The sequence below is a fragment of the Herminiimonas contaminans genome (assembly GCF_015645465.1).
Classification (GTDB): domain Bacteria; phylum Pseudomonadota; class Gammaproteobacteria; order Burkholderiales; family Burkholderiaceae_D; genus Oxalicibacterium; species Oxalicibacterium contaminans.
Window position 1 is genome coordinate 67,130 of sequence record NZ_JADOEL010000016.1, and the last position, 20,486, is coordinate 87,615.

Below are 20,486 nucleotides of genomic sequence, written 5' to 3' on the forward strand. Positions count from 1 at the left end.
ATGGTTTCAGGCTGCTTGTGATTTGTGGGTGCGCATACCGCTGATGCGCATGATGTCGGTGGCAACCGCAAGGCCGGACTTCAGGCCATCTTCGTGGAAGCCGTAACCAGTCCAGGCACCGGCGAACCAAGTGTTTTGTAGTCCTTGTATGCCAGGCAGCTGGTACTGGGCAGTGATGGCGGCGGCGTCAAATATCGGGTGCGCGTAGTCATAGCTACCCAGCACGCTATCTGCGCGTGGTTCATCGATAGGGTTGAGCGAGACCAGTAGCGCTTGTTTAAACGGCAGCGGCTGTAGCTGATTCAGCAGGTAGTGCACGCAAACGCGGGCTTCATCACAGGTGGCACTTTGATAGTTCCAGGCCGACCAGGTTTTGCGATTTTCTGGCAGACAGCTGGTATCCAGGTGCAGTACTGCGCGATTGGGCTGGTACTGCACGGCGGCGAGGATTTCATGTTCCGCTTCGTTGGCATCTTGCAGCAAACGTAGTGACTGGTCACTATGTCCGGCCAGTACGACATGGTGGAACATATGTGTGCCATTGCTGGCTTCGACCCTGATCAGCCCTGTATTGGCCACCATGCTGCGATTGATGGAAAAGACCGGTGTATGCAGATGCTTGTGCGGGATCTCGGCCAGCATCTTTTCCACGTAGTGGCGTGCGCCACCCATCACGGTATGCCATTGCGGGCGGTCATTTACCTGCAGCAAGCCGTGGTTGTGGCAAAAGCGTATGAAGGAGAGAACCGGGAAATCCAGCATTTGCCCGGTCGGGCAAGACCAGATGCAACCCGCCATGGGTAAGAGATACCAGTTGCGGAATTCTTTGCTGTAGTGATGACGTTCCAGGTAGGTTCCCAGAGATTCGTTTACACCCGCCTCATTTTGCCCCAGGGCCAGCGCCGTGGCCTGGCGATTGAAGCGCAGGATATCGCGCAGCATGCCGAGGAAGCGTGGGCTCAACAGATTGCGTCGTTGCGCAAATACCGCATCGAGATCGCCACCGGCCCATTCCAGCGTGCGGCCGGGGAGCGGCAGTTTGACCGAGAAGGACATATCGGTTGCCGCTGTAGCTACATCCAGTTCATCGAAGAGCTTGACCAGTTGCGGATAAGTTTGGTGGTTGAATACCAGGAAACCGGTATCTACCCCATGCGTCACGCCATCCAGTGTGACGTTCACCGTATGTGTATGGCCGCCGTAGTAATCGTTGGCCTCAAACAGGGTCACATCGTAGCCGGAACTGGCCAGACGCCAGGCACAAGACAGGCCTGCGATTCCTGATCCTATGACGGCGATTTTCATGTTGACTCCTGTTATTTTGCTGTGAGTAAGGGCCGGATTGTTTGGCTCCGGCTTGCACTTTTGCATGCCTTATCACTAATACGCAGGGCAGCCTTGATTGGATTCAGCCGGATTGCTGTTTTTCAACTATGGTCTTGTTGACGCAGGTTGACGCTAGTGCAGCCCGCTCTGCTATGGGGTTGGCCGGGTGAGGTGGGGGTGTAAGGTGTAAAATTGCGGACTACGAAAAAAGGCAGCTCAGCATTAATAATGGATTTCAATAAAGACAACACAGCCAAGGGTAAATACAAGGGGCGTCGCCTCAGCGTGGCCCCGATGATGGACTGGACAGACCGGCACTGCCGCATGTTCCATCGCCAGATCACGCGTCATACCTGGCTGTACACGGAAATGGTGACCACCGGTGCCTTGCTGCACGGTGATGTGCCGCGCCATCTGGATTTCAATGAAGAAGAACATCCGGTTGCCTTGCAACTGGGTGGCAGCGAACCGGCCGACCTGGCCAAGAGTGCGAAGCTGGGCGAGCAGTGGGGCTATGACGAGATCAACCTGAATTGCGGTTGTCCGTCCGAGCGCGTGCAAAAAGGCGCTTTCGGTGCCTGCCTAATGAATGAAACGCCATTGGTCGCCGATTGCGTCAAAGCGATGCGTGATGCGGTGTCTATCGATGTGACGGTCAAGCACCGTATCGGCATAGATGACGTCACTTCTTATGATTTCGTGCGTGACTTTGTCGGCGCCATTGCTGATGCTGGCTGCAATACCTTTATCGTGCACGCGCGTAACGCCATCCTCAAAGGCCTGAGCCCGAAAGAGAATCGCGAAATCCCGCCTTTGCGTTATGAGTTTGCTTATCAGCTCAAGAAGGATTTCCCTGCATTGGAAATCATCATCAACGGCGGCACTAAAACCATCGCCGAAATCGACACGCACTTGCAGCACGTCGATGGCGTGATGCTGGGTCGTGAGGCATATCACAATCCGTTTTTGATGAGTACTTTCGATGCGCGCTACTACGGTGACGACAGCACACCGAAGACACGCGCAGAAGTTGTGCAGGCGATGATTCCTTACATCCGCGCGCAATTGCAGCTGCACGGCAAGAGCGAAAAAGGTGGTGGCCTGAAGGTAAATACCATCACGCGTCACATGCTGGGTTTGATGGCGGGTTTGCCGAACGCACGCGGTTTCCGCCAGACCTTGTCTGATTCCAAGAAACTGGCCTTGGGTGATCCGGATTTGCTGTTGCAGGCACTCGCGCGCATGCAACCACTGGCCGCATAGTAGTCTCCGCTATCCAGATGCAGCGCAAAAAAAGAGTTGTCGCATTGCCGTGTGACAGCTCTTTTTTGTTTTTTCGCGTGTAAATTTTTCAAACACGTGTAAAGGTTGCCGATGTTTTCCCTCTGGCAGCACATCATTTTATTTATTCCGAACCTTCGTGTTAAAGCATGGTCAAGAAGATAACTGGTTTGTTTTAGGCATATTGCGTTGAAACAAGTCGGGGCTTCAGTCCACGAGAATTCTTTGCTTCCGATTGCACGATTGGAGTATTTGAATACTTATTCCATGAAAGGGAAAAATGATGAAGACACTGTCAAATAATTCTAAGGTAGCGATCGCAGCCTCGTTGTTGACCGTATTGTTTGCGGCAGGTTGTGAGCGTCGTACGCCACCTGAAGAAAGCAGCAGCGCCACGCCTACGCCGACCGCGCCGAGTGAGTCGCCAGCAGCAGCTGGTGTGACACCGCCTACTCCGGTTCCGGAAACTGCACCTGCAGCGCCAGGCGCACCTGCTGATGCCAACGCAGGTAAAAGTGCAGGGCAGATAGTGGATGACACCGTCATTACGACCAAAGTGAAATCAGCCTTGCTGGCCGACTCTGACGTCAAAGGCCTGGATGTCGTGGTGGAAACCTCCAAGGGTATCGTTAGCCTGAGCGGCGCGGTGAATAACCAGACCCAGATTGACCGTGCAGCGAAAATTGCCGGTGAGGTTGAAGGTGTGAATTCCGTATTGAATAATCTGACGATTAAAAAGCAGTAAGCAAACGTAGCGACAACCGGGCAGGATGATCCGGTTCGGTTGTCAGCTGTAATCAGCTTGCAGCATGCGGACAAAAAAAGAGCGTGTATGACTACACGCTCTTTTTTTATGCCTTGCTATCAGATGAATTATTTACCTGATGCTGCATCCTGAATTTTTTCACCACCGCGTTGCACGTCTTGTCCTACGCCTTTGAATGTGTTGCAGGCGCTGAGGCCGATGCTCATAGCGAGAACACAAACAATCGAAATAATTTTTTTCATGATGATCTTCCTTTCAGATTGAACAGTTATGCGTAGGAACGCCTCCATGACTTCCTAGGCAGCCCCACAGGGCTGGCCCCGGAACGTTCTGGCAGCTTCGCTATCTTCCGCGAAGCGGCTTACTTATTGGACACTAAATTGCTATAAAGTTCACTAAATAAATGCTGTGTAGTAATGGAACAACGGCCGCAATTATCGCTGACAGCGGCCGTTTTTTACGATATGAAAAGTTGGCTAAGCCCAGAAACGATGCCGTTTCAAGGCCAGGGTGCAGGGTTGCTATTAACGTATTGCGGGCCGTTTTCGGACGGTTCCGGTACGGCGGCATTGCGTTTCCCTACGTCTATCCCTTCTCGCGTCAGGCGCGCAATCTGTTTCCAGCTGTCATCAAAATCGGTCGGTTTCAGGCTGGCACCGGTATACGGCCGGTTGCGTACTGCCCACAGTACAAGTTCGTCAAAGCGTTGCTTCAATTCATTCTCAAAAAAAGTCGCTTCATCCTGGCTGGCCATGGTTTGCTCCTTTTGAACTGGTTATGTTCAGACTGCATCCACGGCAAATGATTCTTGGGTTCGTGCCAACAATTTCCGATTTTGCATATACAGTTTTATTCGTATTCAGGTGCGGGACGCGACTTCTATAATCAAAACCATCTTATAGAGCGCTCTCCATGTCCAAACTACGCCCCTCATTAGAACTTGTCGTCCCTGTTCCCGTTGGTACCTGGGGGCTGGACGGTGTTGTTAAATCCCTGCGCCAGTCGCGCGAAGAAACACATAACATCCGTTACCGTGGCCAGATACGTGAATTGCCGTCACGCGAAGCATTGCAGCGTATCCTCGACGGCCTTTCCGCCGCCTTGTTCCCTACGCATTACGGGCAGCCGGTGCTGACAGATGAAAGCATCGATTACTTTGTCGGCGACAAACTTAATACTGCTTTGAATGACCTGGCTGAACAGGTGCGACGTGGTTTGCTATTCGTATCGCGCCAGGGCGATGAAGACGATGCACAGCCTGTCGTTAAATCAGGTCATGATGCATCCGACCTGGATCGGGAAGCGATAGAGATTACGCGTAACTTTGCCAGCCAGCTGCGCCATATTCGCGACGTGCTGGTAACTGATTTACAGGCGGCGTATCACGGTGATCCGGCAGCGCACAGTGTGTCGGAGATCCTGGTTTGCTATCCCGGCATGACGGCGATTATTTATCATCGCTTTGCGCATGCCTTGCATAATCTCGGTGCGCCTTTCCTGGCGCGCCTGATTTCGCGCATCGCGCATTCGGGTACCGGCATTGATATCCATCCGGGTGCAGAGATAGGCAGCAGCTTCTTCATTGATCACGGTACCGGTGTCGTCATCGGCGAAACCGCAGTGATCGGTAATCGCGTGCGCCTGTACCAGGCGGTGACACTGGGTGCCAAACGTTTCCCGGCAGATGAAAGCGGTTCTTTGATCAAAGGCAATCCGCGTCATCCTATCGTTGAAGATGATGTCGTTATCTATGCTGGTGCAACCGTGCTGGGACGCATCACCATAGGCAAGGGTACGACCATAGGCGGTGGTGTCTGGCTCACGCATAGCGTGGCAGCGGATAGCAATATCACTCAGGCGCAGAGCCGGAATATCTAGTTAGTGTAGAGAGACGGACGAGGGTATCCGTTCTCGGCGCGCAACTTTGGTTTGCAGATAAAGGTAGAAAGTTATCCACTAAAAATCGCATATAGTTAAGCGGAATGATTCGTTTGAGACAGCAGGTACGGCAGATAAACTTATTTCCATTATCTGCTAAGTACATGGTTTTTAATTATGTCCGCCGTTCCTGTTTCCGCAGCCAGCTCATCCGCCGCTGCACCTTTCAAGATCCAGTTATTTGATGCACCGCTGGGTGCCGAATTACTCGGACTGGATCTGACAACTCGCCTCAACGATGCTGATTTTTCACGCGTGCATCAGGCGCATCTCGATCATCACTTGCTGGTGTTTCGCGACCAAAAAATTACACCTGCGCAGCAAATAGAATTCAGCCGCCGTTTCGGTGCGCTGCAGATCCACGTGCTGCATCAATTCCAGCTGCCGGGTCATCCGGAAATCCTGATCATTTCGAATATCAAGGAGAACGGCGAGCCTATTGGTCTCGGTGATGCCGGTCACTTCTGGCATTCGGATTTGTCGTATGTGGAAGTGCCGAGCCTGGGCTCCATGCTGCATGCACAGGAACTGCCAGCCGAAGGCGGCGATACTCTGTTCGCGAATATGCATCTGGCGTGGGATACGCTGGATGTACATCTGCGCAACAAGGTCGCCAACCTGCAGGCAGAGCATAGCTATCTGGCGCAGTACGCCGAGCTGCAACGCCGTAACCCATGGCGTCCGAATCTCACGGCTGAACAAATCGCCAAGGTCAAACCAGTGCTGCAACCGGTGGTACGTACACATCCGGAAACCGGTCGTAAAGCCTTGTTCGTCAGCGAACACTTCACCACGCGTATCGCTGGCTTGCCGGCCGATGAAAGCCGCGATCTGCTGCAGCAATTATTTGATCACAGCGTCAAACCTGAACACGTCTATCGCCATCGCTGGCAACCGCATGACCTGATCTTCTGGGATAACCGCTCACTGATGCATCTGGCAGCAGGTTGTCCGGAGCATCTGCGTCGCAAGCTGTATCGCACCACGATAGAAGGCGATGTGCCGTTCTAAATCAGATTTTCATCTTCATCATTCATTCAATATTGCGGAGTTTCTATGTCTTATTTGAATCGCACGTATCGTGCGCCACGCCGTCGCTGGATCGGCGCTGCTTTTAGTGTTATTGCTGTTGCTACTGCCTTGCTGTCGGCTTTGCCCGCACGCGCAGAGGGAAAGATCAGTATCGCGCAGCAATTTGGTATCGGTTACCTCATCCTCGACGTGGTGCGTGATCGCCAGTTGATCGAAAAACACGGCAAGCAACAAGGTATAGACATCCAGGTCGACTGGGCCAGCATCTCCGGCGCGACGGCGATGAATGAAGCCTTGCTGGCGGGGGCACTGGATGTGGTGTCGGCCGGCGTGCCGCCTATGCTGACGATGTGGGATCGCACCCGCGGCAAGCAAAATGTGAAAGCGGTCGCGGCGCTGGGTTCCTTGCCCAACTATCTGCTGTCGAACAATCCTGCGGTGAAAACACTGAAAGACTTGAGCGACAAGGACCGCATTGCGGTTCCTGCTGCAGGCGTCGGCTTCCAATCGCGTACCCTTCAAATCGAAACAGCACGTCAGTTCGGTAAAGACAATTTCAAGAAGTTCGACAATATCTCTGTCAGCCTGCCGCATCCGGATGCGACTGCTGCACTGATTGCCGGTGGTTCGGAAATCAATACGCATTTCTCCAGCGCGCCTTTCTACTACCAGGCGCTGGCGGCGAACAGCAATGTACATAAAGTCATCAGCTCCTATGACATCCTCGGCGGCCCTGCGACTTTCAACGTGCTGTACACCACGCAGAAATTCCATGATGAAAATCCGAAGACCTACAAGGCTTTCTACAACGCACTGGTCGAAGCAGCACAACTGATCAAGGCGGATAAAGCGAAAGCGGCAGACACCTTCATTCGTATCCAGAAATCCAAGCTGTCGCCGGAACTGGTACGCAAGATCGTCGAAGATCCGGAAAATGATTTCACCGTGTCGCCGCACCGCACCTTTGTCTATGCCGATGAGCTGCAGAAACTGGGCGTGATTAAAAACAGGGCGGCTTCGTGGAAGGATTACTTCTTCGAAGAAGCCTACGTACAACCTGGTAGCTGATTGTCATGACTGCACGTTTTCTGTTGAATATCGCTGGTGCACTGCTGAGGAGTTCCTATGAATAGTACGGCTATCCTGCGGGGTGCTTCAGGCTTCATCTCCGACGCACCGGCACTACGCGAAAGCGGAAAGCGTGATGCGGAAGTAGTACCTGGCCTGGCTCCGTTGTTGCAAGTGGATGATGTCAGCCTCGAATACCGCACTCGTGAACGCGTGGTGCGTGCCACGCATCGTGTCAGCTTCGATGTACATCAGGCTGATCGCTTCGTTTTGCTGGGACCATCCGGTTGCGGCAAGTCTACTTTGCTAAAAGCGGTCGCTGGTTTTATTCCGCCGGTAGGCGGTGAGATCCGGCTGGACGGCAAGGCAGTGACGGCACCGGGTCCGGATCGGATTGTCGTATTCCAGGAATTTGACCAGTTATCGCCGTGGAAGACGGTCCGGCAAAACGTCATGTTTCCCTTGCTGGCTTCGCGTACGCTGGGTCGCAAGGAGGCGGAAGAGCGTGCCTTGCATTACCTGGCCAAGGTCGGCCTGAGTAAATTCTCTGATGTCCATCCGCATCAACTCTCAGGTGGCATGAAGCAGCGCGTGGCGATAGCCCGTGCACTGGCAATGCAACCGCGCGTGCTGCTGATGGATGAACCATTCGCCGCTCTTGATGCGCTCACACGCCGCAAGATGCAGGAAGAACTGCTGCAACTGTGGGATGAAGTGCGCTTTACCTTGCTGTTCGTCACGCATTCGATAGAAGAGGCGCTGGTGGTCGGTAATCGCATCGCCCTGCTGTCGCCGCATCCGGGGCGCATGCGTGCCGAGATCAATAGCCATGACTTTTCATTGGCAAGCTCCGGCAGTACCGAATTCCAGAATACGGCGCAACGCATCCATCACATGTTGTTTGAAGAAGAAGCGGGCATTCCATCATGAGTAGCACCCTATATCCGCCGGTACGACCGGAGTACGAGCGCAAGCTGGAGCCATTTACCGAATTGCCGGTAGAGCGCGCCTTGCCGTGGACGGCTCGCCTGTGGGCGCAAGGCTGGTTGCGCAAGAGCGTGATCCTGGTCGTGCTGGCGCTGATCTGGGAAGTAACGGCGCGCTGGCAAAACAATGAATTGCTGTTGCCGACCTTTGGTGCGACGGCACAGGCGCTGGTCGAAGGTATCAGTAGTGGTGAGCTGATCGACAAGGTAGCGATCTCCCTGTCGGTGCTGCTGCAGGGCTATGCGATAGGTGTGCTGGCCGCTTTCATCCTGACGACGCTGGCGGTATCGACGCAACTGGGACGTGACTTGCTGGATACCCTTACGTCCATGCTCAATCCCTTACCGGCGATTGCCTTGCTGCCTTTGGCCTTGCTGTGGTTTGGCATAGGGCGCGGCAGTCTGGTATTCGTGCTGGTGCATTCGGTGCTGTGGCCGATGGCGCTGAATACTTATGCCGGTTTCCAGGGTGTGCCGGAAACCTTGCGCATGGCCGGACGTAACTATGGCTTGCGCGGTATTCCTTATGTCTTGCAGATATTGGTGCCGGCCGCCTTGCCTGCCATCTTGTCGGGTTTGAAGATAGGCTGGGCTTTCGCCTGGCGTACCCTGATTGCGGCCGAGCTGGTGTTCGGGGCATCGTCAGGCAAGGGTGGTCTCGGCTGGTATATCTTCCAGAACCGCAATGAGCTATACACGGACAAGGTATTTGCCGGGCTGGCGACCGTGATCCTGATCGGCTTGCTGGTCGAGAATATCGTGTTCCGTACTTTGGAAAAAGCGACGGTGCAGCGCTGGGGTATGCAACGCTAGGAATTCAGATCGTTCAAATAAGAAAACCGCCTTTCGGCGGTTCTTTTATTTGCTGGTGACTTCCTTGCCAAAGCCGGCGTCCTGCGATATTTGCAGGGTGCGCTCAGTGTTTTGACCTTACCCTCATCGAAGATGAATTTTTTCATGATCAGAACATCCACTTCGCCCGCACTGAAGCAGACTGGTTCAAATAGTCACTGCGGCCTTCCGCATCGTAGCGCAAGCTGACCTCAGTGCCATTGGCTGTGGTGTGGGTGTAGCCGATACCGCCACGTACCAGCCACGGCGATAGGTCTATGCCGTTGGTGACAAACGATAATCCTGCTGCGCCCGCATAAGCTGCCACGATCGCACCGGGTTTATTGATGGTGTCGTAGCCTGCGCCCAAATACGCATCCAGGCGCGCGGTGGGTGAGTAGCGGTGTTGCAGGTATGTATCCACACCTAACACCAGGGCATCAGTCTTTTGCGATGCGACATGCAGGTTCAATGCATCGGCACCGGTTTCCTGATAGCTTTGTGATTTGAGCCAGGTATAGTCGGCACGCAGTGCCGGTGTCAGGCTCGTTGTTTCGCTCAAGGCAAACTGTTGCTTGAGAGTCGCACCGACATGGGCGCTGTAAGTACGGTAATCGGCGCGGGCGGTACGGTTCAAGCCGCCGAAGTTGAGCTGGCGCCTGCTGTCGTTATCACTCACACCAAGGTCGGCTTGCCAGGAAAGACTACGTTCCTGCCCCAATTCCTTGCTGCCATACGCAGAGAATAGATGGGAAGAAATATTGGAATCTTGTGCAGTGCCTGCCAGATCGGTATTGCCGTTGACAGATGTTTTTGCGTAGCCATAGGCCAGACCAACACGGCTGCCTGCCGCAACTTCCGCATCAGCACCGAAACCCAATCCCCAGCTATCTGCACTGAAACCGGCTGATCCCTTGCGGTCATCCTGGTCGGCGCGTGAACCAAATACACGGCCCCAGATTTGTTTATCCTTCAACGTATCACCGGAAGATAGCCCCGTATTGCCGCCGATGCGATTCTGGATCACATTTTGGAAGGTGCCCAAAGTCCCTTGTATGGCTTGATGACCGGAAGCCAGTGGCAGCGTTTGTGTCGCGGCACGCGCTACAGCGCGATTGTCCGGCAGTTGACCGAAGGCATTGATGACATTGCCCATATCGCCTGTGACGCCATTGTTCAAATGGGTATCGAGCACGCGTGCGGCATCCAGCGCTGACCATGTACGCTGTTCGATGACGGCATCGCGTATACCGGTTCCCATGCTGTTATTGGCGACGACACGCAAATCAATATCGTTGCCATTGCGGACTTGCCGGAAGTTGAAGAGGGCGGAATTGTCGCTGATATTGAAGGTCGAAGCATTCAGTGTGCCGGCGCTGATCACACGGGCCAGTACCTGGTCGATGCCTAATGTATTGATAGTGGCGACATCGACATTGATGCGGGCACCGGGCGCGAAGTTGGCTGTGCCTGTGACTAGCAGCTTGCCGTAGTTGCTATCGCTGCTCGCACCGATTTGCAACAAGCCGGTAGCGCTTTGCGTATAGTTGGCAGTCGTCAACGTGACGCCGGGTGTTGCCGCTGTGCCGATTACTACGCTGCCGTTATTGCTAAAAGCATTGCTGCCACTCCAGTTTTGGTTGCTTACAAAATTGAGTGTGGCAGCATTGTTGACTGTGATGGTGCCGACATTGGCTGCGGCTTCGGCCGTAAAGTTGCCGTCTATCGTGATGGAAGAGGTGCCACCGCCGCTAATGTCGCCGCTAACGCGCGCCGTCGTACCGGTGATGCGCAAGCTGGCGCTATCGAGTGCGATTTTGCCATCCAGTATCCCGCTATTGCTGATGCCACCATTGATGGTGCCGCCGCGGTTGTCGATAGCGTAGCCATCTGTGTTGCTGGATATCGTTCCGCTGTTGAGTATGCCGGCTTGATTACCACTAATGGTACCGCTATTGACGATGCCCTGACTGATCAAGCCATTGTTCGTAATGCCGGCACCATTCGCATCGATAGCCGCTATCACGCCACCACTGGTATTGCGGATCCCACCGATGGTGCTAGTCGCGCGCTCATTTGTAATACCTGAAGTTTTGCCACGAATAGTGCCGCTATTGTCTATGCCATTTGTAATCTGGAAAAGATTGAAAATTGCCCGCGATGTAGTGCCGCCGACCGATTCGATTAAACCGGTGTTGGTGATCCGGTTGAGTACGCCAAAACCATTGAGGGTGCCGATTGCCGCATTATTTTGCGTCGTCGCGTCGTTACGGATTGTTCCATGATTAATGATGTCAGCCGTAGTCACCCCGCCAACAAACACGGAAGTGGCATTGGGGAAGGTCCCGGAAATGGTTCCTTCATTTGTTACATTTCCTGCTCCTGCGTTCATATCAAGGGCATTACTAGAAGAGAATGTGAGCGAACCGATGGATGTGATGTTGACGCTTTCCCCGGCATTCAGCGTGCATCTATCATTTGTTGCTGAGTTGATAGTGGTGGCGGGCGAGGTGCAACTATCCGCCCAACTGCTGGCTGGTATGCCGGCCAATGCCAGTGCACACGCGGAGGCAAATAGGCGGTAGTCGACATGACGTTTGCCAGCGACTGCTTCCGGTAGCAATTGATGGGAGCCGAGGTTAAGGTAGGAGAGGCGATAATCAGTGCTCATGGCGGTGGTCCCGGAACGTATCGAAGGTGGCGTGATGTGTCGAGCATAGATAAATACGTATAGGGAAATCTTGTACGATAGTCTCAGTTTTGGATCATCGTTCTACCTGTTCCAGCCATCAAAAAGCCCACTTCGCTCGCACAGAAGCAGACTGGTGCAGATAATCGCTGCGGCTTTCCGCGTCATAGCGCAAGCTGACTTCGGTGTCATTGTCTGTGCGATGGGTATAGCCGATACCGCCACGCAGCAGCCACGGAGTATGATCTATTCCATTGTTCAAAAAGCGACAAGCCGGGTGCGTGAGTGCGTACGGTGCGGCCAGGGACAGGGCCATACCGGTAGCGGCGCGGAGGACGTGCTTGACGGGTTGGGCCTTGCATGACGCATTCCTTGAATGGGGCCGCGAGCCGCGTTGCAGTGGCGGCTTTTTGATTTTTTGGATGGTTCCCCTGATGGCAGGAATGTTAAAAATAGTGAGAGGAAAAGTAAATAATTCAAATGCAGTAGACGGGATGCAGGTTGGCCGGTGTTTTTATGCATCGGATTGTGTCTTTGTCGATGTGGGCTGGTTAAATCGCGCATGTAGCTTGAATACAGGCATGCAAGCATGCGTGTGATTCCGTAAAATGCTTTCACTCAGCTATGTTCGATGCCGGATACGAATGGTGACGGAGAGTTTTTACAAGCTGATCAAGTGGCCCGTCACTTGCTTATGTTTAGCCATCTAAAGTTTCAAACCGATTACCTGATATGACGAACGACGCCGGGCAGAAATTGTTGAATGAGCATGAGATGCATACAGAAGTAAAAAGCAGCCCCCCGAAAAGCGATTACGGTGATCTGGTATTGGATGCAATTTGCGCGGTAGATGCAGACAGCAAATGCCTGTCGGTGAAAGGTGCGTGTGAACGCATCTTTGGTTATACGGCGGAAGAGATGGTCGGCAAGTACATGCTGGACCTGGTGCATCCGGAAGACAGGAACCGCACCGAGCAATCGATAGATCGCGTCATGGGTGGTTACCTGCAGCGATACTTTGAAAATCGCTACATCCGCAAGGATGGCAGCGTCGTCTACATCAGCTGGTCCGCTTCCTGGTCCGAAGAACATCAGGTCAGGATAGGCGTGGCACGGGATATCACTGACCGCAAGTTCGATCACGGCGAAGTGGTCGCACCGCAGCTCATTCCTGAATACACCAAGTACTGGCAATTATCCGCTTCGCCACGTCGCCTGATTTCACCGAACGGCATCAGTATTGCGCTGTCCGAACAGGATCACATAGTATTGCTGGCGCTGATGAGCGGCGGTGAATGCGTGACGCGCAGAAGCATAGTCGATGCGTTGGGTGAGGATTACATCGAGTATGACCAGCGCCGTCTGGATACCCAAATGAATCGCCTGCGCCGCAAAGTCGAAGAAGCATCCGGTCAATCCCTGCCTGTCAGTACCTTGCGCGCCATCGGTTATCGCTTTCACGAGCAAAGCAAAATTTGCGTTTAAGTTGTACCCTGCAGCCATCCGGCACGGTCCGCTCTCGTCATCTTCCCGTCATAAAACCACATCTGCCAACGGGTCTGCGCGACCCGGCATGGTGCAGTTCGCGCTCGTTTGTGTGCAGCGCGAGAAGTCGTCGCATTTTGCTCAGAGTTGCTCATGAAGTTTCTATCTGGAAATGTCTACACTCTTGCCATTCTTGGTGAACAGGGTAGTAAACATGGCCTCTTCCGTAACTGCAGCGCGCTTTTCGGTTTCTCGCATTCTCAAAAAAACCTTCACTCTTGCCAGTTTTTTGCTGGTAGCCAGTCTGGCGATTCAGCAATCAGCACACGCCAGTGATGCACCTAATATCAAACCGGCACTGAAAAAAATGTTGGGTGGCCTGGCGCTGGACGTCAAGGATGACCTGCAAAAAATGGTCAGTGACTTGAAAAAGACCAGCTGTGGTGGTGGCCTGAGTGGTTGCTACTCCACCAGCAAGGGTAAGGTTCAGCTGTATTTCTTCACCAGCAATAGTGCACAACAAACCTTCATCATCGTGGTCGACAAACAGATCTCGATGCCTAAGCTGTTTGGCAACAAGGTGCAGAACGTGATGGGGCAAACCTCGTTGCGTTCGCTGATGATTTCGATTTCAACTGCCGAATTCGACCTGACCACGGCACGCATGCCACCCGACCTGAAGAAGGTAGTCGACGAAAGCTATTTTGGTGTGAGCTCGCTGAACTTCGCGGCTGGTGCACAGATGGCAGCACGCGCGAACCTGGGTGGACCGATCAAACTGACGATGGAATCGCTGGGCGTGCGCGCCGATCAGCTGACCATGCGTGCGGCGATCGTGATGCCTATCCCTATGGATATTTCCAGCGGTGCAGGTACCGGTATCGATGTCGCCAGTGAGATGGCGGATGGCGCGACCATGAAGCAAGCCGGTGCCAAGGCAGCCATGCCGGAAGCCTTCGTCGAATTCCAGTTCGCACCTGGCTCCAGACTGCCTATGCTGCTGCCGCCGGTTACGTTGACGGATGCAACCTTCTTCATTAATAACAGCCTGACTTTCGGTTACAAGGGTAATGCCCAGTTTCAGGGTGTAGGCGACAAGAAGATCTTGCTGCAATTCCAGACACCATTGACACCAGAAGGTGCGATGGACTTCCTGGACTTCAATTTCCGCATGGCGACACCGGCTTCGTTCACGATGGAAGATGCAGCACGTGTCATCGTTGCGATGGCATCGCCTGATGCACGCCTGGCCAAATACGGCGGTGGCTTCATCCGTGGCGTTGGTTCGTTCAAGGAACCATTGCTGGCGATGGCCAAGCCTCTGGCCATGTTCAAGATGAAAAATCCTAACCCGCCGCCTGAATACAAATTCGGCGATGCGAGCAAGCCATGGCCGGATAACGACAAGTACTTCAACATTATCGTGCTGGGTCCATTGGCAGACGGCGGTCCCTACTACGCTTCGGGTGGTCAGGTTGCGGCCTTCGGCCAGACCCTGGGATGGACCGACGTGTCGGCAGGTGTCAATGGCTACTACAACGGAGCCGGTGCCGATGTATCGCTGCGACTGGGACCATTGGGCAAGGTACCGTTCCGCCTGTCGCAGGAAACCCGCATTGACATGAAACGTCAGGACATGGCTTTCAGAGGCAATCTGGCCGGGCAAAAAATCGGGATCGTGATGGGGCCGACCAAGATGAGCATCGAAGTGAATGCCAGCTGTATCAACCCGTTTGAAATCAAAACTTCACTTGAAATCAAACCGACTACCGATCTGGCGCAGATTTTTGATGCAGAAGGCGGCGTCAACGTCGATCCGTCGAAGATCACCGGTTGTATTGGCAAGGAACTGGAAGCTGCCTATCGCAAGATCGCGGGTGAGTACAAGAACCTGAGCGGTTACACGGCTGATATGGCGAATGCAGAATTGAAGAAGATTTCCGATGCAGCGTTGATCGCGACCAAGGCCGCCGAAGATGCCGCGAAGAAGGCCGCAGCAGAATCGCAGAAAGCAGCAGAAGACGCAGCCAAAGCATCGCAAAAGGCCGCTGAAGATGCTGCCAAGGCCGCACAGAAAGCAGCCGATGACGCCCGTAAGCAGTACGAGCAAACCAAGAATGCAGCACGCGATGTTGCAAACAAGGCGACCAATGCTGCGAGTAATGCATTCCGTGACGCAGGGAATGCCTTCAAGCGTCTCGGCAAGAAAAAGAAACATAAGAAAGGCCCGGATCCGAAATTTGCTGCTTCCGTATTTGACTGGGACTACTACTACGATAAGTACCCGGACGTCGTGAATGCCAAAGTTGATCTGAAAGAACACTGGATGAACAATGGCTTTAACGAAGGCCGTCAGGGCAGCCCGGAATTCAGCGCCACTTACTACTGGAACCGTTACCTCGACGTGCAGGCTGCATGCCCGACACCGAGCAACAAATTGCAGTGTGCATTGCAGAACTGGCTGGATGAAGGCATTGCACTGGGTCGCCAGGGTAGCGCAGATGTCAGCATGCAGAGCTACCTGAATCGTTATTCAGATTTGCAAAATGCATTTGGCGTAGACAATTACGACGATGCACTTGACCATTGGATGAATTACGGTGAAGACGAGAATCGCAATGCCCGCCCTGATTCTGACTACGCAGGCCCGGTTGCAGGTCCACGCCGTGCAGGTGGTGGTGGCGGTGGCCAGTGGAGCGATGCCGCACAATGCCGTAATACATATGTAATCGGATTCAAGACCAGCTCAGGTAAACGTCTCGATGGCGTGCAATTCCTGTATGCGAATGGTCAGTGGGGTGGTGTGCATGGCAAGTTGAAGAATACACAGACCGTGATGCTGGCAGCTGGCGAATACATTACACGTGTGGACTACCGCAGCGGCGGAAGCATGGATGCCGTAACCTTTATCAGTAACCAGGGCAGAACCTTCGGCAGGTATGGTGGCACCGGTGGTGGGGCGAACTCCTACTCCGTTACGCCCGGACAAAAACTTGGTTGCATGGCCGGACGTTCCGGATCAGAGGTTGATCAACTCATCTTCTCTTCTACCGGGCCGCGCTAAAACCTGAAATGAATGGCCTCGGCACTCCGGGGCCATTCGTCGTTTACACCACATCAATTATTTTGTTTTACCAGGCTGTTTGATTGCATATGAAAAAAATCCATCACAAATCCGGTTTGCGCAAAATCTGCGCGGCCGTGGCTCTCGCACTCACGGTAATGCCAGCAGTTGCCGCCACCGCGCCGGCAAAATCTTTTGTGGACATGGTGCGCGAATTGCCATTGGTTCCGGCAGGCATGCAGGACACCGAGGTATTGGCCAAGGTCACTGCCACTGTTGATGCGATCAAGCAGATGGAACTGGGTAGAGCTAATCAGACCATCAATGAAGCCTTGCAGCTGGACCCGCGCAATTCCTATCTGCACTTCCTGAATGGTTTTGTCTATCACTTGCAAGCGCGCCAAGGTGATACGCAAAAGGGCGAGATGGCACTGGAAGGCTACCAGCAAGCCCTGCGCATCGATCCGAGCAACTGGATCGCACAGGAATTCCTCGGTCTCACCTATATGGATCTCAAGCAATTCGACCGTGCCAAGCTGGCTTTCTCGGATGTCTTGCTGATGACGCCGGAGAGTTCGGTATCTATCTACGGCTTGATGGTGGCGTCTTACCTGACTGGTGATGCGAAGACCGCTTGTGCGATGGCGGACCAGTTCCAGAAAACATCAACTGAAATCAATCGCGTGTTTGTGCGTTCCAGCATTTCGGTCTACGCCTCATGTGGCAACTTTGCCCAGGCAGAGCAAATGCGTGATGCCTTGAGCAAGATAGACGGCGGTGGTCTGGAAGCAGAACGTGCGGACAGACGTTTGTCGCAATGGAAAGCCTTCTACCTCAAGCAGGAACAAACTGTTGCGGCTGCCAAGGGGCAGCCTGCGGCAGGCATGATCAAAGCTAGCTGGACGCAAGGCGCCTCGGACGAGCGTCCGCAGCAATTGGCGCAAGCATTCAACGTACCGTCGCGACCTGCGCCACGTCCTCCCAGCGATAACCCGACCGATGCAAATCCGGCGGGGCCAGCAACGCCGGGTGCGACACCTATCGGCGACGGCACGCCAGTCGAAGCTCCTGCAAATGCTGCAGGTGGGGGTGGCGGTAGTAGTGGCCCGCGCATGTTGTTGATCGACGTAGTGCTCTTGTCTACGCAAGAACTGATCACGACATCGAAAGGCGTCAACCTCCTGAGTGCGCTGACCCTGCAACTGGGTTCGGCGACTAACAATGCGCCTGCGTATTCACGTGTCATCACTTCGAGTAGTACGACCGGTGGTGCATCAACAGTCATTACTCCACCAACAGTCAGTACCGCCATCACGCGTGCAGTGAGCATACCGGCGCTGACCTATTCGCTGAATATCGCGAATGCCAACAGCTCGGTCAACGAAGTACTGGCCAGGCCTACGCTGGCAGCGATCGAAGGTTTGCCATCGGAATTCTTCTCCGGCACCAACCTGAGCGCGGGTGTGGTCTCAACCAGCTTCAATGGCGGCACCACCATCGTGCCACTGGATAAACGCTTTGGCATCAAGCTGGCGGTTACGCCGGTGTTCCTGCAACAGGGGCGGGTACAGATGAAGGTCGAGGCGCAACGTACCGCGCTGAATGCAAGCTCGGATAATCCGCGCGTGGCTTATCAAATCGAAATCGGCGAGATTACCGCCAATGCCAATGTCGTCATGAATATGGGCGATACCCTGATCCTGAGCGGCTTGAGTGAAAAATCGAGTTCGAATACACGCGATGGTGTGCCCGGACTGCAGGATGTTCCCGGTTTGCAGTATCTGTTCTCAAACAAGAAGACCAATGATTTGATGCGTTCGGCACTGATCCTGGTCACACCGAGATCGCCGGTGCAAGTCTCTGAATCACCACAAGAGGGTGATTCGATGGCCAGTCGTATGAAGGCTTTACGCGAAAGATTTGGTTTCGCCAATAGCAGCGCAAATAATATCGATGCAGTCATGAATCAGCTGCAAACAAATGATTACTTCCGTGAATTCCGTCAGGGTGATGTGTCGATAGAACGCTGGGATCGCATGCGCACTACCGGTGACCGTTTGCGTGAGGCTTTGGGCTTCCTCTATTACTGATGCACGGTGTATCGCTGCCGGGGAAAATTGCAGATTAATACATAGATGGGCTGGATCGGTCTGGTGCCGCCCGGCCCTTCAGGTTACTGGTAAGGCACTCCCGTGCCTTACAACTGATGTTGGCATTGCAACCTTGTTTACGGATTCACGTACAAGGAAATCGCTGTGACGCCAATTACGAATATCGTAACGATGATTCTCCACTTGGTATTCATATCTTCTCCACAGGCATCATGGCGTGCCTCTTCGCCTTCAATAATTGAACCCGCAGTATACATGAGCCGTCCTGTAGCGCGGATTTTCCTCGGTATTGCACAACTGATATCTGTTTCAAAACGGATGCCTGTTCCTTGGGCATGCACGATTTTCGTCATATGGATATCGAAAAACATTCGTTGGTTTTCCCTTGGTAATTCGTAAGATGAGACATCCGGCAAACGTCATCAGATGCACTGCCGCAAGTTGTTCAATACCGAAAAACAAAGGACAAAAATGGCGACGCATGACCTGGCTTTACTCCCCCGCATAACGCCTTCCGCCGACCGAAAAATCTTCCGCCGTCGCGCCATCCTCAACCTGGGTCGGGATCACTACTCGCACGCCAGGACTATAGACATTTCACCGCATGACATGAGCATCATGGTGGAGTCGCCATTGTCGGTAGGGCACACCGCCAGTCTTGCGTTCAACATCACTGTGGATCAGCGTACCTTGCCGCTCGAGTTCAAGGGTCGGGTCAGTTATTGCGTGCTGGTTGGCACCGAGGGATTCAGGGTGGGATTTGAACTGGCGGCGGCGCGTGGTGATGAATCGCATAAGAAGCGTATCGCGCAGATTATGCAGACTTTGCCTTGCTAGCCATCTGACGCGGAAAGGAAATGCCATCTAGTCATATTAAAAGTGGATGACGCCGGTTTCGAATGTTAATTCTCTTTCTTCGTTGCGCATCCAGCTTAGAATCTCCTGCCCCAGCATGTTCAAGGTCTGGACTTCTACCATTACAGAAAACTGACTGCTTCTTTGAGTGAGCGGGGCGCAGTTCTGGAATGTTGATATTTCCAATGCCGAGTGACCAAGAGCATTGTATGTATATGCTCTGAGTTTTACCCATGCATAGTCTGGCGAGCCAGCTTCCATCACTAGCTCTTCTGTGGCTGACTTTGGGAAAGCAAGGAGTTGCTCCGCAAAACCGATCAGATTATCAGGGTATAGATAGGCATTCTGCTTAGCTGCGTAATCCTGGTCGCTCATCGAAAATGCGATTTCGAGCATTCCATCTGCAGCGTCGGTATAGAGATGTGTGAGTGAAAATTTCATATGCCGAAGTCTCGTATGCTTTCAGGTGATGAGTAATGTATTGCTACTTAGTTTGTTTATACTATTAAGTCGGCACGAGGTGTCACTTACATTAAATGGAGCAGGCATGAAACCAACAACAGCAAAAGTACCATCCCATTACGAAACCTATAAAGGCTGGAGTGTCGCGGTACAGGTATCCGCACATATGTCGCGTATCGATACCGAACGTAAAGAAGGCGCATACATTCCACGCATCATCGTGACCGAGCATATCGGTACTGACTTCAAGGACAAGGAAGTACCAGATGGCCATTCCTACCCAACGCCGGAAGCTTGCATAGCGCAAGGCATACTGACGGCACGTGAATATATCGATAGAAAAACGGAGAAGCTCGCAGCGTAATCGCTGTCGGTATTGATCCGATATAAAAATCGCAAATAGTCGGCTGTTGTGGCCGTCATGCTGCATGGATGATTATTTGCGAAACAGATCGACAGCTGTAATGAATCGCCCCGGCTTTACTAGACACATCTGAGCCTATAAATTTATAGGTTAACGGAGGTGTTATGAGTGCAAAGCGATATACAGAAGAATTCAAGATTGAAGCAGTCAAACAGGTCACAGAACGAG

General features: G+C 53.3%; 19 protein-coding genes. 12 read left to right on the forward strand and 7 right to left on the reverse strand.

The window, feature by feature from the left end:
• Positions 1-6: 6 nt before the first annotated feature.
• Positions 7-1,305 carry an NAD(P)/FAD-dependent oxidoreductase gene (locus IXC47_RS16260; RefSeq protein ID WP_195876335.1) on the reverse strand — a complete coding sequence of 433 codons (1,299 nt, stop codon included), beginning with the start codon at positions 1,303-1,305 and terminating at the stop codon, positions 7-9.
• A gap of 249 nt (positions 1,306-1,554) precedes the next feature.
• Between IXC47_RS16260 and dusA the strand changes: the two genes are divergently transcribed.
• Together dusA and IXC47_RS16270 are read left to right on the forward strand one after the other, a co-directional pair.
• Complete coding sequence (dusA, locus tag IXC47_RS16265; RefSeq protein WP_195876336.1) at positions 1,555-2,589, forward strand: tRNA dihydrouridine(20/20a) synthase DusA; 1,035 nt, start codon at positions 1,555-1,557, stop codon at positions 2,587-2,589.
• Between the two features lie 301 nt (positions 2,590-2,890).
• The gene (locus IXC47_RS16270; protein WP_195876337.1) at positions 2,891-3,352 is read left to right on the forward strand and encodes a BON domain-containing protein; all 462 of its coding nucleotides are present in this window, start codon (positions 2,891-2,893) and stop codon (positions 3,350-3,352) included.
• Between the two features lie 128 nt (positions 3,353-3,480).
• On the opposite strand, the gene IXC47_RS16275 is transcribed toward IXC47_RS16270, so the two are convergent.
• On the reverse strand, positions 3,481-3,615 hold the full coding sequence (locus tag IXC47_RS16275; RefSeq protein WP_124575348.1) for an entericidin A/B family lipoprotein: 135 nt from the start codon (positions 3,613-3,615) through the stop codon (positions 3,481-3,483).
• A gap of 257 nt (positions 3,616-3,872) precedes the next feature.
• A complete protein-coding gene (locus IXC47_RS16280; protein ID WP_195876338.1) occupies positions 3,873-4,127 on the reverse strand; it encodes a hypothetical protein in 255 nt (84 codons plus the stop codon).
• 158 nt (positions 4,128-4,285) lie between these two features.
• Between IXC47_RS16280 and epsC the strand changes: the two genes are divergently transcribed.
• From epsC to IXC47_RS16305, 5 genes are all read left to right on the forward strand, one after another.
• Entirely contained in the window at positions 4,286-5,251 is a 966-nt protein-coding gene (gene epsC, locus IXC47_RS16285; protein WP_195876339.1) for a serine O-acetyltransferase EpsC, read from the forward strand.
• Between the two features lie 177 nt (positions 5,252-5,428).
• Entirely contained in the window at positions 5,429-6,322 is an 894-nt protein-coding gene (locus tag IXC47_RS16290; protein ID WP_195876340.1) for a TauD/TfdA dioxygenase family protein, read from the forward strand.
• Between the two features lie 45 nt (positions 6,323-6,367).
• Positions 6,368-7,411 carry an ABC transporter substrate-binding protein gene (locus IXC47_RS16295; RefSeq protein WP_195876341.1) on the forward strand — a complete coding sequence of 348 codons (1,044 nt, stop codon included), beginning with the start codon at positions 6,368-6,370 and terminating at the stop codon, positions 7,409-7,411.
• Between the two features lie 57 nt (positions 7,412-7,468).
• Complete coding sequence (locus IXC47_RS16300; RefSeq protein ID WP_230089612.1) at positions 7,469-8,341, forward strand: ABC transporter ATP-binding protein; 873 nt, start codon at positions 7,469-7,471, stop codon at positions 8,339-8,341.
• Positions 8,338-9,210: an ABC transporter permease gene (locus IXC47_RS16305; RefSeq protein ID WP_195876342.1), complete on the forward strand. Its 873-nt coding sequence runs from the start codon at positions 8,338-8,340 to the stop codon at positions 9,208-9,210. The genes IXC47_RS16300 and IXC47_RS16305 overlap by 4 nt, the downstream gene beginning before the upstream one ends.
• Positions 9,211-9,358: 148 nt before the next feature.
• Here IXC47_RS16305 and IXC47_RS16310 read toward each other — a convergent pair whose 3' ends face one another.
• A complete protein-coding gene (locus IXC47_RS16310; RefSeq protein ID WP_195876343.1) occupies positions 9,359-11,899 on the reverse strand; it encodes an autotransporter outer membrane beta-barrel domain-containing protein in 2,541 nt (846 codons plus the stop codon).
• Between the two features lie 118 nt (positions 11,900-12,017).
• Positions 12,018-12,233 (reverse strand): hypothetical protein, encoded by a 216-nt coding sequence (locus tag IXC47_RS16315; RefSeq protein WP_175626381.1) that lies wholly within the window; start codon positions 12,231-12,233, stop codon positions 12,018-12,020.
• Positions 12,234-12,691: 458 nt separating this feature from the next.
• On the opposite strand from IXC47_RS16315, the gene IXC47_RS16320 reads away from it, so the two are divergent.
• From IXC47_RS16320 to IXC47_RS16330, 3 genes are all read left to right on the forward strand, one after another.
• Positions 12,692-13,402, forward strand: a complete 711-nt coding sequence (locus IXC47_RS16320; RefSeq protein WP_175626847.1) for a PAS domain S-box protein — start codon at positions 12,692-12,694, stop codon at positions 13,400-13,402.
• Positions 13,403-13,616: 214 nt separating this feature from the next.
• Positions 13,617-16,466 (forward strand): jacalin-like lectin, encoded by a 2,850-nt coding sequence (locus IXC47_RS16325; RefSeq protein WP_195876344.1) that lies wholly within the window; start codon positions 13,617-13,619, stop codon positions 16,464-16,466.
• Positions 16,467-16,555: 89 nt separating this feature from the next.
• Positions 16,556-18,556, forward strand: a complete 2,001-nt coding sequence (locus IXC47_RS16330; RefSeq protein WP_195876345.1) for a secretion protein — start codon at positions 16,556-16,558, stop codon at positions 18,554-18,556.
• Positions 18,557-18,693: 137 nt separating this feature from the next.
• Here the strand turns inward: IXC47_RS16330 and IXC47_RS16335 are convergent, their stop codons facing one another.
• Positions 18,694-18,948: a hypothetical protein gene (locus IXC47_RS16335; RefSeq protein WP_195876346.1), complete on the reverse strand. Its 255-nt coding sequence runs from the start codon at positions 18,946-18,948 to the stop codon at positions 18,694-18,696.
• A 100-nt stretch (positions 18,949-19,048) separates the two neighbouring features.
• Between IXC47_RS16335 and IXC47_RS16340 the strand changes: the two genes are divergently transcribed.
• Positions 19,049-19,414 (forward strand): hypothetical protein, encoded by a 366-nt coding sequence (locus IXC47_RS16340; RefSeq protein WP_175626384.1) that lies wholly within the window; start codon positions 19,049-19,051, stop codon positions 19,412-19,414.
• Between the two features lie 36 nt (positions 19,415-19,450).
• Here the strand turns inward: IXC47_RS16340 and IXC47_RS16345 are convergent, their stop codons facing one another.
• A complete protein-coding gene (locus tag IXC47_RS16345) occupies positions 19,451-19,873 on the reverse strand; it encodes a hypothetical protein (RefSeq protein WP_195876347.1) in 423 nt (140 codons plus the stop codon).
• A gap of 106 nt (positions 19,874-19,979) precedes the next feature.
• Here IXC47_RS16345 and IXC47_RS16350 point away from each other — a divergent pair, with 106 nt between their 5' ends.
• Complete coding sequence (locus tag IXC47_RS16350; protein WP_195876348.1) at positions 19,980-20,258, forward strand: hypothetical protein; 279 nt, start codon at positions 19,980-19,982, stop codon at positions 20,256-20,258.
• Positions 20,259-20,486: the final 228 nt, after the last annotated feature.